This is a genomic window from Psychrobacter sp. 5A.1, assembly GCF_030407455.1.
Classification (GTDB): domain Bacteria; phylum Pseudomonadota; class Gammaproteobacteria; order Pseudomonadales; family Moraxellaceae; genus Psychrobacter.
On the sequence record NZ_JASDDJ010000012.1, the window covers coordinates 1 to 12,402 of the forward strand.

Sequence of the window (12,402 nt, forward strand, 5' to 3'; positions counted from 1 at the left end):
TTCTACGACAAGGCTGGATGGAGAATAATTTACCTAAACTGTTCTATGATATGGGTTGTACTAGTTTTATTGTGGATTGACTATACAAACAATATAGCTGATCTACTAACAAAGTTAACATTAATTTATCCCTTTGTTAATTTTATTATATACCAAGTATTGGAATAGAGCACTTTAATATCTAACCGCTCATGAATAAAAAACGACCGTTGGTTAGGAAAAAACTAAAATATTCAATAATGAGAATTATTTATCGTTCAAAAACGTCATTTTTGATACCTAAACCCTATTCACTCTCTAATTCTATCAATAACATAACAAAAAAGAAGCAATACTTGAGTCACTTATAAAATAAAGGTCAATATACCAGTCATAAACCATTAGCCCTTATCAGTATTTGTGATTCTCATACTAAAAGTATGAATAAGGTTGCTAATAGGTTAAAAGTTGTAACAACGAGTCAAAATATATTTACGATGTTAAATATTACTTAAAGGAAGCATTTGAACAGATCGGTAAAACCAAAAAATATTTTACAAAAGCTGATATTTTTGAAGGTGAATTACGATTGATTGTGATGGTGATTAAAAATCATACGATTAATCTGCATGTCTTTTTTTAAAAGACCCGAGAATAGAAATACGAAACTTTAATTCGATTAAAAAACGTACAATGCATATGCACTGACTATTGATATAGATTTTTTCGTTTTCAGTAAGACGCATTCATTAATGATACGAAAATCCATGAGTCCTGAAAACTGGCACGATAGTCTTTGTATAACGATATAAGCAAACTACGATAGCATAGATAATATCGATACAAAAAAATCAAATTCAAGTAAGGAATCTTTGTACCCGCAGAATGCTGTTAATATTTGTGCCACTTTTATTCTGAACTGATTATATCGTTAGGTCAATATAAAAGAGTACGTTTTTACTGCGTTGAGTTTGTCGGCGCCTCTATCGTGCTTACGAACAGCCCAATGAAAAAACGTTAAACCCATACAGCAGCATAGACCACTTTTATGCCGTATCAACTATATAGGGTCTGTTGAACATTCAAATATTAGGGCTGCTGATTGCTAAAATTGCACCAAATTAGGCGCAAGCCGACGATAATGTCGAGACCTTAACTAGGATTGCAACAACGTTTGGGGTGATTTTAGCATCAGCCTTTCAGGGCAGTACTATTTTCTGCCAATATATGGCGAAATTATTTAACCTAGAATGACTAGGCGTCAAAAATTTCACTGCATATTGTCTAAAAAATAGTGACTGCCAGCACCACATTTGAATGTTCAACAGACCCTAGTCAAAGTAAATTCTTTTTTTATATGACTTCAGCCTAGGCCGTGTCTTCATTGCAAAAATGGTGATAAAAATGAGATAAGTTGCCGTCAAACCAGAAAAATAGCGCAGATAATATCGAGATATTAGTCAGCTATTTGACGCCGTTTGGCAAGATTTAGCCATTTTTAGCCCATGTAGATGACTATCGAGTGAATCGAAGACACGCCCTAATAAAGCATTCATTCTGACAAACAATAAAGAGTATGGTTATGATTAAAGTATTGGTGGTAGATGATCATGATTTGGTACGGATGGGCATTAGCCGTATGTTGTCAGACAGCCCCGATATCGAAGTAGTGGGTGAAGCAGACAGTGGTGACATGGCGATTAAGCAGGCCAAGCAATTGCGACCTGATGTTATTTTGCTGGATGTGAATATGCCTAATATTGGCGGGCTTGAAGCAACCAAACGCTTGATTCAGCTCGACATGGGCATCAAAATTTTAGCCGTTAGTAGCATGTCCGCCCAGCCCTACCCATCTATGCTAATCAAAGCAGGCGTCAACGGCTATATTACCAAAGGTACACCGCTTGACGAAATGATACGAGCGGTCAAAAAGATTTATCAGGGAGGTCGCTATTTTAGTCAAGACGTGGCTGAGCAGTTGGCAGATGTTTTATTGTCCGATAATGCCAGCTCACCTTTTGACTTATTAAGTGACAGAGAAAAACAAGTGGCCATGATGGTTGTCAACTGTCAAAGCCCTCAGCAAATCGCTGATCAATTGTTTGTCAGTGTCAAAACCATTAACACCTATCGCTACCGTATCTATGAAAAAGTCGGGGTTGATAGTGATGTGAAATTGACTCATTTGGCCATTCGTCATGGTCTGATTCAACCTTAACTCACTCAGCGTCTATTTTATTACGGTCAGTTTATGAAACCTGCTACCAGTCTTACCTCTGCCATGACTCGCTATGTACACCACGATGATACGCTACCTTTGCCACAATTGCGTAAGTTAGGGCTTATCTATAGTAGCTATCGTTTCGTCGTTAGCCTGTTTTCTATGCTCATGCTATACATCGCGGCTCATACTGAAGGCAGAGCATCCCTACCCAGCTTTTTGCAACAAACCACACTGAGCTTTTATGTCCTTTTGAGCTTAATATTGCTTGGGCTATTTTACGTCGTCAGAAAACATATGCGCCGCCAATTGGCGTTTGGACTGGCATTAGACGTTATTATATTGAGCTTGCTGCTCTACACTGCAGGGGATCCTGATTTGCAGTTGACCATGTTATACATGGTGGTGGTCGCAGCCAGCTTTATGCTCCTACATGGCTCACAAGCATTGGTAATTACCTTGCTGGCCATTATTTTTGTTATTTATCAGCAGTTTTTTTATGCCATTGCCAATAGCATGAGCCTGACGAACTTGGGTGATGCGTTGCTTATGTCGGCGAGTTTTTTGGCAGTGGGCGGCCTGAGCTGGTCTATTTCACAGCGTTTAGTGCAGCTTGAAAAGGTGGCCGCAACCCATGCCAAAGAGGTTGAGCGACTCAACGTCATCAATCAAGAGGTTATCACTCAGATGGTCAATGGTGTCATCGTTATCGATAGACAGCATATCGTCTTAGCAAACCTTGCCGCGCATCAGCTGCTTAGTGTGTCACTCGTTTCACCAAACGCGATGCAAGACACTTTTACCGATATAAAAGAAGCACAAAACAAAGCGCTTCTCTCTAATTTTGAAGAACAGCTCAGTCAACAACACTCTCAGCTATTCAATGCCTGCTTAGCCGTCGCATCAGGACAGTCACGCGCTTTTACCTATGATGTGCCTGCTATAGCAAATGCCTCGATATTTGGTAAATTACGTGTACAGATTATTCCATTAAAAGATGACAGTAAGCTCATCATATTAGAAGATTTACGCCGTGAGCAAGCCAACGCCCAACAACTCAAACTGGCTTCTTTAGGACAATTGACTGCCAGTATCGCTCATGAGATCAGAAACCCTTTGGCGGCGATATCACAAGCCAGTCAGCTATTGATGGAAGATATTACAGAGCAGGCAGAAGATAACAGCCTATTAGCCGGTACATCAGATGCGGCGATGACGGGTAATCATGAGCTTTATGAAATGATATTCGCACAAACAAAACGAGTGAACCGCATCATTGAGGATATTCTAAAGCTGTCTCGCCAGCAGACAGCCACTCAACAGGTGCTAACATTGGCTGAATGGATGCCAACATTTCTAGAAAATTATTTTCAAGGGCATGACATCTTTTTACGAGTCAAAACCCAACCCACCATATCGTTTGATACGCACCAATTAGAACAGATATTGATCAATCTAATCAATAATGGCCTGCGTTACAGCAGTTACACCCATCCCCATGCTTACGTAGAAATCGATATTTACTGTGCGGACAACGATGTTATAATCGACATACTAGATAATGGTGATGGCGTTAGCGCTGATAATTTACAACATTTGTTCAATCCATTTTTTACAACAGATAAAGCGGGTACAGGATTGGGGTTATATTTATCGCAAGCGTTTTGTCAAGCCAATCAAGCACGTTTGCTCTATATTCCCGAACACAAAAAAACGTGCTTCCGCTTAATTGTGCCCGCTATCAATTCTGATAATAAATTTCCAATTATTGAAGAAAATCTCTCCTAACGCTATTTTTTAAGCAAAGTGCTATTTCGCATCAAATCTTGCGAGATGACATATTTGAAGTCAGAAAAATAATATAAAAACAAACTGCTGCTCGATTTTTTATAAAGCGGTACGCCTATTTAGACCAAGCTACTACTATTTTGTAGCCATTGAATACGATGAGATGATGTATGACAACAACCGCGCTAGTCGTCGATGATGAAGTAGACTTATGTCGATTGATGCAAATTACCTTGACTAAAATGGGTATCAAAAGTGATGTGGCTTATAGTTTGTCGCAAGCAAGATCATATTGGCAAGATAATGATTACGATTTTTGCTTGACCGATCTGAAACTGCCAGACGGCTCAGGACTGGAATTGGTCAAAGAAATCAGTAATAGCTCTAATACACCCATCGCCGTGATTACTGCGCACGGTAGTATGGATCTCGCTATTGAGGCATTAAAGCTTGGTGCTTTTGATTTTGTGAACAAACCACTTGAGTTGCCTCGCCTACGGCAGCTGGTAGAAAACGCCTTAAAGGTCATCCATCAAGATAATGAAGCCAAAACCACCCCTGAATGCTCTCCTGAACAGCAAATGTTAGATAGTAGGCTGATTGGTAACTCTGCGGTCATGCACCCCCTCAAAAACACAATCTTAAAACTGGCACGCTCACAGGCACCCGTGTTTTTATCGGGCGCTTCTGGCACAGGTAAAGAGGTGGTCGCCAGACTGATCCATGACCTAAGTCCGCGACGAGATGGCAGTTTTGTCCCAGTGAACTGCGGTGCGATACCGTCAGAGCTCATGGAATCAGAGTTTTTTGGTCACAAAAAAGGCAGCTTTACAGGGGCTGTCGCTGACAAACAAGGGTTGTTTCAGCAAGCCAACGGTGGCACGTTATTTTTAGATGAAGTGGCGGACTTACCGTTAGCCATGCAAGTCAAATTACTGCGTGCCATTCAAGAAAAAACCGTCAGAGCCATTGGTGATACAAAAGAGGTTCCAGTAGACATTAGGATTTTGTCCGCAACCCATAAAGACTTAAGCCAATTGGTACAAGATGGCGCATTTCGACAAGATTTGTATTACCGCATCAATGTCATTGAGTTAAAACTACCGACGTTGAATTCACGCCGTGATGACATTCCTGTGTTAGCAAAACATTTTTTAGCGATGATCGCTGATGAATGGCAATTAGAATCACCGCCATCATTGACGCCTGAGGCATGCGCGCGTTTACAATGCCATGATTTTGCTGGTAATGTTCGTGAGCTACGCAACTTGCTTGAGCGTGCTGTGACGCTAGCTGAAACCTCTCACATTGACACCAGCCATCTGGGTCTACCCGATATTGAACCGAATCTTGCGAATACACCAGAGCAGAATAATAACTCAGCCATCGATGTGCCTGAACGATCTGATCGTCACGTAGAAAGTCAAATCGGCGTGCGATCGACCGCTCAACCAGCAAGCCAATCTAGCAGTAATGTAGCTGAGCAAAATACGACCAATTTACATCCCTATCGCACCAATACTCATCACTACCCTTCGATGGTACAACGCTCGTCATCTAATCATGTAGATTCCTCAACCAGCGTAGTCAACAGTCATGATAAAGCGTCACACATTGATTCTACTCATCAACAAGAAGCACCTGAAGATATCTCAAGCTTACAAGAATTGTTTGATGGTCAACTGCCCATTCAAGGGTTAGAGCACTATTTGCAAGAACAAGAAAAGCAGCTCATTATCACCGCACTCAAACAAACTGGCTGGAATAAAACTCAAGCCGCTGAATTATTAGGCACTACTTTTCGCTCATTACGCTACCGTATGAAAAAGCTAGAGATTTCTGAAGATGCGTTCGACTAATTTCCTTTAAACGGCATCTTCAAATATTTTTAACCGTGAGAGAAGTTAGGTAATGCGCGGTTAATTAATTGCTACGAAAATCTATTCTTTCGTAGCATTTTTTCTAACAAAGCGAATGCCAGAATCAAGTGCGCGCGCCTTTACTAATTCTAATGCTTGCTGTTCCCACGTGTTCTCGCTGCCTGATAAAGTCACATCAGGTTCTACGCCGATCTCGTCTATTTGTTTGCCTGCTGCCGTCATATAGTTGGCCACCGTTAATTTGACGGCTTGCTCATCGTTTAACGGTATGACTGATTGTACTGAGCCTTTACCATAGCTAACTTCACCGATAATAGTAGCGCGTTTTTGTGCTTGTAAACTACTGGCAAGCACCTCTGCCGCTGATGCTGAATAGCGGTTTTGTAGCACAACCATGGGTAACGGTTTGAGTATCGCATCACCTTGGGTCGATAGTACCCGTGATTTATTTTGACGTGCTTGCACCTGCACCACATCGGTATCATCCATAAATAAACTGGCAACACTCACTGCCGATGTCAGTACGCCACCTGGATTATCACGCATATCTAGTAAAATGCCTGATATCGGAGCGTTTAGGTTAATTAAACCTTCTAGTAATTTTTCACGGCTGTTGTTTTGAAACGCCGGTAATTTAACAATGGCAATGCCATCCACGAGCCTTGTCTCGATAATCTGCGGATGACTATTATTACGCTGCAACGTCGTTGTGTGCTTACGGCGGCCAGCTTTGGAAGTAATGATATCTATTTGTGTACCGGCAATACCTGTCAAAAGCTGCTCGATATCGTTGACCTGTCGTCCTTCGTCTAGCTTAAATTCATCAACTTGATGTAAATAGTCGCCAACTGCGATGCCTTTTTTGTCCGCGGGTGAATCGTCGATGACGTCTGTGACGACCCAATATCCCGCCTCTGGCTGATAGCTGACCTTAATCCCAATATCACCTACGTCGCCCTCGGTAAAAGCACGCAGGTTTTCATAGGCTTCTGCGTCCAAAAACTCAGCATGGCTATCAAGCTTGGTCAACATACCGCTCATTGCATTGCTAAATAATTCTTCATCATTGACCGCATCAACATATTGACGGCGTACTAAATCTACCACAGCCACAAAGGTCTTTAGCGTCTCAGGAGAGATAGCATTTAACGATACTTGTGCAACTTCTGCTGGAATGTCCGTATCAATATCATCGGCATCATCTGTTAGCGCGCTTTCATCTGGCACACTATCTATCGAGTCATCTGGCTCATCTGCGACATCTAACATATCGGCAATATTTGATAAATTATCAGCATCATTTTCATCCGCTATTTCATCTGCCTTTAGACTAATCAGCTGTAGACCATTGGTAGGATTATCCCCTTCTACTGCTTGCACATTCATGCTGGCAGCACAGCCAAGCAACCCTATCATAAGTGCAGGCTTCAAGACTCTGGACGCGGCAAACGCTTTCGCTGCTTGTTTGCTTAACTCTTTGGATAAAAAAGAACGCACAAAATAAATAGGCTGCATAAAGGAACTCATTTGAATAATAAAGAATACGAAGTGATGGTTATATACCCACTTATAAGATAGCACCAAAGGCACATCTCAAACCAGCATCGTATTGCAAGTAAATTAGGTAAAATGTATCACAAAAAAAGGAAAGGATAATAAGTTATCCTTTCCTCTTCTAGGGCGTGTTCTCATTTTAAAAATGGTGATCAAAATGAGGACACGCCCTAGTATGGCTAATACGGTACAACACATCTAAAGTGCAGTGCTTCTGCCCATTTGGTTTACAATGCTGGAATCAATAAACTTTCACCCATCATCTCAGCAGGGGCATCAATATTCATCAACCCTAAAATGGTCGGTGCCACATCGCTAAGTTTACCACCGCGACGTACTTGCAGCTTTTGCTCACCCACATAAATCAATGGCACATGCTCGGTCGTATGCTGTGTATGTACTTGACCGCTCTCATAGTCTTGCATCTGCTCACAGTTACCATGGTCAGCCGTAATGAGCATGTCACCACCAGCAGCACGGACTGCTGACTCGATACGTCCAACGCATACATCTAAAGCCTCTACCGCTTTGACCGCCGCATCAAAGATGCCTGTGTGTCCAACCATGTCACCATTGGCATAGTTGACGATCAGTACGTCATACTTACCAGACTCAATCGCTTCTACCAACTTATCTGTCACTTCAGGCGCGCTCATCTCAGGCTTTAGATCATAAGTCGCAACATCTGGAGACGGTACTAAAATGCGCGTTTCACCTTTATACTCTTCTTCACGGCCACCACTAAAGAAAAACGTTACATGCGCATACTTTTCAGTTTCAGCGATACGCAGCTGTGTTTTTCCTTGATCCTGCAAGTACTCTCCCAATGTGTTGGCCAAAGACGTTGGATAGTAAGCGATACTGGTTTTTGGATTGTCAGCCAAAACATCTGAATACTTGGTCAGCATCACAAATGCTGCCAGTTTCGGCTGTTTTTGACGAGCAAATCCAGAAAATTCATGGTCTGGCAGAACAAACGCTTGCGCCAGCTCGCGAGCGCGATCCGAACGGAAATTCATAAAAATCAGCGCATCATTATCATTGACGGTATACGGCACTTCATCACGCCCAATCACGGTCGTCGGACTGATAAACTCATCAGTCTCACGCGCTTTGTAAGCAGCTTGAACCGCACCATCCGCTCGTGTTGACAGGCGGTCGGCTTTACCTTCAGTGATCAGCTCATAGGCTTTTTGTACTCGATCCCAACGGTTGTCTCGATCCATCGCGTAGTAGCGACCGATGATACTGGCAATCTGTACACGGCCACCCTCGTAATGAGCGTTGAGCTTATTGATATAGTCACGCAAACGATTGATGTACTTGTCAGCAGACTTAGGCGGGGTATCACGACCATCTAAAAAACAATGAATAAAGACGTTTTTGGCACCATGAACCAATGCTGAATGACACATGCCTTCGATATGGTCTTGATGTGAATGGACGCCACCATCAGAGAGCAGTCCCATAATATGGACATTACCGCCGCGCTCATTGGCCGCTTTTACGGCATTGACCAACGCTTCATTTTTATAAAACTCACGGCTGACAAGCTCACTTGAGATACGGGTTGAATCCTGATAAAGAACTCGACCAGCCCCTAAATTCATGTGACCGACTTCTGAATTACCAAACTGACCATCTGGCAAGCCAACATCTTCTCCTGAGGCAGAGATCAGCCCATGTGGATATTGCTGATAAATTTTGTCTAAATTTGGCATATTGGCCGCCGCGATGGCGTTGTCTTTATCTTCTTCACGATGACCAAAGCCGTCCAATATCATCAAGACATGCGGTATTTTTTTATTCTGTGCACCATCTTGATTATTGCTAAGCTGTGTTTGTTTATTATCAATAGAGTCTGATGCTTGTTGGGTACTGGTCATATATTACCGCTCCTCGAGTGAATGAACGCCTATAATGCTGTGTAAGGGAATATAAAGCCCTCTATATTAACACACATCTTGAAATAGCTGAAAAACTGACAATTTTTCACTCGCAAGCGCTTAGTTTTATAAAATTGTCGTCTAGGACGTGGTCAATTCATCATGCTACGTATCAATCTGTAATTCAGACTTGCAATCATTCATTTCATTGGTTAAGATAAAACTATTCTGAAGTGTTGGCTAGTAGATGTTTATTCCCTGAGCCGATAATGCTTTACCAGGATGTGGTACCTATCGTCTCATTGTGTATGCCTGCACCGCTTGCGGTGTATCAGGAAACCTGCAGAGATGATGACGCATCCGCCCTGAACTTCACGGTTCATGGGTCGCCATCTTACAGCGGCGCTTCGGTTGTTTCATTCGGTTGGTACGTATATTCTTTATAAAAATATATTTCCTATAAATAGTATGCTTACGACCACTAAAAAGCCCCTTTCGTCATTGATGAGAGGGGCTTTTTTTATGCTTATGATTTAACTATATAGTTATTCGTCATTAGCAGATTTAGTAATCTTTTTTACATCTTTAGGGATGTTTTTGGCAGTACCATCAACCGTAGTATGCTGTTTAAACACATCACCGAATGGGTTTTGCTGCTGTTGACCAAATGGATTCTGGCCATTCATGCCACCTGCACCACCGAACGGATTTTGACCGCCCATGCCACCAGCACCGCCAAATGGATTTTGACCGCCGCCCATTTGACCACCCATCTGCTTCGCCATCATTTCCATCATTTTTTGCTGATTATTCATGACGTAATTATTGGCCAAGTCTTTGAGCTTCTTTTGTACCGGTGGCAAAATCACCAATAACGCGAGCAAATCACTAAGCACCCCAGGAATAAGCAGTAAAATACCTGCAGCTGCCATCGCGATACTCTTAATCATCGTGGTCTCTGGCGGACGCATGGCAGGGTTCATCATGCCACCCGCTTTCATCTGCTGTGCCATTGGATTAAGAGCTGCCATGCCTTTACGCATGAGAGAGATACCAATGACTGCGGCGATAATAAACCACATAAACACCCACCAGCCACTCATAAACTGAGCAAGCAAATACCACAGTAGCATTTCGATAATAAACCAAACGATGGCTATACCAACTATCTGACCCATAAAGTGTCGTCCTATAAAATAAAAACCAATAAATTGATCGCCATACAAATTAAAATGGCTAACATATGATGTATATGGGGATTGGTTGCTATACTATCAAACTTAAGGCTGATTTTTAAGCCATATAGTCGGTACAATATAATTTGGGTACAAGGAAGGTGAACGAAAGTGCTAGAAGTAGTAGGCTAAGCGAGTCTGACTCCTATCCGATTTATATAGGATCGACTATAAAATAAAATGTAAGCAAGACGGGATATTATGGCAATTATTATTGGGATTGATCCAGGGTCACGCATGACGGGTTATGGGATATTACAGCAAACGGGTGATAAGCTGACCTATATCGATGCAGGGACGATTCGCACAGATACCAAAGAGATGCCTGAACGCCTGAAACGTATCTTTAACGGCTTAACTCGTATTACTCAACATCATTTAAAATATGCTGATGAGCCTATTTATACAGCAATTGAGCAAGTATTTATGGCAGAAAATCCAGACTCTGCGCTTAAACTTGGGCAAGCACGAGGTGCTGCGATTGCAGCAATGGTTGCCTTAGATCTAGAAGTATCAGAATATACGGCTCGGCAGATCAAACAAGCTGTCTGCGGCTATGGTGCTGCTGCCAAGGAGCAAGTACAAGAGATGGTTTGCCGGATATTAGCGTTAGAAGTCGTACCGCAACAAGATGCTGCCGATGGACTTGCCTGCGCCATCTGTCATGCTCACTCAAGCCATTCAATGAACAAACTGATATTGAATAGCGCTATGCGTGGTCGCGGCGCTTCTAAAAAGAAAGGCCGTTGGCGCTTGACGGAAGAAGATTTAGGTAACTTACGTTAAAATGAACAGAGATTACAGTAGATAAGTTATAGGAAACACGCGCTATGAGACGCGTGTTTCTTTTATGGATATGTGCGTGTTTACTCTCTGCACTTAAGATGCCAAGCTACGTAGGCTACTCCACCACTGAACTTTCAATGACTGCATCTAATATATAAGCATACTGTTCATCCGCGGTATCATCTTCTGGCAATTCATTGATATTTATCTGGTAGCGTTGTAAGCGCAGCACTTCCTCATGCGTATTATCATGTTGATAGCCATCGATGTCACCAACGAATATCCGCCACTTTCCTTCATAAATTTTGATACCTTGATCATTGTAAGTGATAGGTTTAACTTGTAGACACTGGTTTGAGCGACTGTCTTCACAAGCGGTAGTCTGAGATTTCACAGCCCAAAATATCGTTTCACCCTTACTGTGGTATTTCGCTTGAGGGGTAAGCCTACCACTCCAAACCAAGGTGACATCATCGTTGGTAAACTGCGTCAATATTGGGGTTTCATCTTGATCAATTTTTAACTCACTATTGCCTAGCATCAAGGTATTCAAGGTATTTTCGGCCACATCCAGATCACTACAGGACATTTTGGTACTCATGCCATCTTCAGTACTCAAGTTATGGCCTTGTAACTGATAGGCCGCACTAATTGTGTTGCAACCTACGCTATAGCTTAACGTGTCTTGCCCTTGGTATTGGCTGAATGCGAGTGTTACTTGGTTTTTAGGCACTGCAAACTCAACCAGCGGTTGCTTATTAACGTCGGTCGCGCTCACCAGTGTCCAACGATGATGAGACAAAATCGTCGTCAGCTTGTCTTCAGCGGTCAGTTGGGGCGGGCTATCCGCTGCCGAGCTGGCATTGGACATGGTATTGTCACTCGCTACTGAATCCCTTGCTTTACCAGTTTCTATCGTGTCACCAGCTTCAGCTGTAACTGATATATCATTTTCATTAGATGCTGACTCTTTTTGGCAAGCACTTAACATCAGACTGACCATGAGCACACTGGGCAATAAAAATACTTTTAACGTGGGGTTTTTGTGGCTACCTACCATGCTACATACCTCT

At 42.4% G+C, this 12,402-nt stretch carries 8 protein-coding genes and 1 other RNA gene; 5 read left to right on the plus strand and 4 right to left on the minus strand.

Translation table 11 applies throughout. The features are described from left to right. Positions 1–1,561 precede the first annotated feature (1,561 nt). The 3 genes from QL982_RS04245 to QL982_RS04255 all read left to right on the plus strand — a co-directional run bounded on the left by QL982_RS04245 (position 1,562) and on the right by QL982_RS04255 (position 5,847). Positions 1,562–2,197 (plus strand): response regulator, encoded by a 636-nt coding sequence (locus QL982_RS04245; RefSeq protein ID WP_290164556.1) that lies wholly within the window; start codon positions 1,562–1,564, stop codon positions 2,195–2,197. 33 nt (positions 2,198–2,230) lie between these two features. Next, positions 2,231–3,988 carry an ATP-binding protein gene (locus tag QL982_RS04250; RefSeq protein ID WP_290164553.1) on the plus strand — a complete coding sequence of 586 codons (1,758 nt, stop codon included), beginning with the start codon at positions 2,231–2,233 and terminating at the stop codon, positions 3,986–3,988. A 170-nt stretch (positions 3,989–4,158) separates the two neighbouring features. Further along, the gene (locus QL982_RS04255) at positions 4,159–5,847 is read left to right on the plus strand and encodes a sigma-54 dependent transcriptional regulator (protein ID WP_290164550.1); all 1,689 of its coding nucleotides are present in this window, start codon (positions 4,159–4,161) and stop codon (positions 5,845–5,847) included. Positions 5,848–5,928: 81 nt separating this feature from the next. Here the strand turns inward: QL982_RS04255 and QL982_RS04260 are convergent, their stop codons facing one another. Further along, on the minus strand, positions 5,929–7,383 hold the full coding sequence (locus QL982_RS04260; RefSeq protein ID WP_290164547.1) for a S41 family peptidase: 1,455 nt from the start codon (positions 7,381–7,383) through the stop codon (positions 5,929–5,931). Positions 7,384–7,649: 266 nt separating this feature from the next. After that, positions 7,650–9,308 (minus strand): 2,3-bisphosphoglycerate-independent phosphoglycerate mutase, encoded by a 1,659-nt coding sequence (gene gpmI / locus QL982_RS04265; RefSeq protein ID WP_290164544.1) that lies wholly within the window; start codon positions 9,306–9,308, stop codon positions 7,650–7,652. 222 nt (positions 9,309–9,530) lie between these two features. On the opposite strand from gpmI, the gene ssrS reads away from it, so the two are divergent. Continuing rightward, positions 9,531–9,726, plus strand: a non-coding RNA gene (ssrS, locus tag QL982_RS04270) — 6S RNA. A 127-nt stretch (positions 9,727–9,853) separates the two neighbouring features. Here the strand turns inward: ssrS and QL982_RS04275 are convergent. Next, positions 9,854–10,486, minus strand: coding sequence for an FxsA family protein (locus QL982_RS04275; protein ID WP_290164541.1), 633 nt, complete (start codon positions 10,484–10,486; stop codon positions 9,854–9,856). A gap of 258 nt (positions 10,487–10,744) precedes the next feature. On the opposite strand from QL982_RS04275, the gene ruvC reads away from it, so the two are divergent. Beyond that, positions 10,745–11,329 (plus strand): crossover junction endodeoxyribonuclease RuvC, encoded by a 585-nt coding sequence (gene ruvC, locus QL982_RS04280; RefSeq protein WP_290164539.1) that lies wholly within the window; start codon positions 10,745–10,747, stop codon positions 11,327–11,329. Positions 11,330–11,444: 115 nt separating this feature from the next. On the opposite strand, the gene QL982_RS04285 is transcribed toward ruvC, so the two are convergent. Beyond that, positions 11,445–12,389, minus strand: a complete 945-nt coding sequence (locus QL982_RS04285; protein WP_290164538.1) for an META domain-containing protein — start codon at positions 12,387–12,389, stop codon at positions 11,445–11,447. Between the last annotated feature and the right edge of the window lie 13 nt (positions 12,390–12,402).

Coding starts and splice junctions, on each gene's coding strand:
- gpmI (WP_290164544.1), bottom strand. CDS start 9,308: ATGACCAGTACCCAACAAGCATCAGACTCTATTGATAATAAACAAACA.
- QL982_RS04250 (WP_290164553.1), top strand. CDS start 2,231: ATGAAACCTGCTACCAGTCTTACCTCTGCCATGACTCGCTATGTACAC.
- QL982_RS04275 (WP_290164541.1), bottom strand. CDS start 10,486: ATGGGTCAGATAGTTGGTATAGCCATCGTTTGGTTTATTATCGAAATG.
- ruvC (WP_290164539.1), top strand. CDS start 10,745: ATGGCAATTATTATTGGGATTGATCCAGGGTCACGCATGACGGGTTAT.
- QL982_RS04260 (WP_290164547.1), bottom strand. CDS start 7,383: ATGCAGCCTATTTATTTTGTGCGTTCTTTTTTATCCAAAGAGTTAAGC.
- QL982_RS04245 (WP_290164556.1), top strand. CDS start 1,562: ATGATTAAAGTATTGGTGGTAGATGATCATGATTTGGTACGGATGGGC.
- QL982_RS04285 (WP_290164538.1), bottom strand. CDS start 12,389: ATGGTAGGTAGCCACAAAAACCCCACGTTAAAAGTATTTTTATTGCCC.
- QL982_RS04255 (WP_290164550.1), top strand. CDS start 4,159: ATGACAACAACCGCGCTAGTCGTCGATGATGAAGTAGACTTATGTCGA.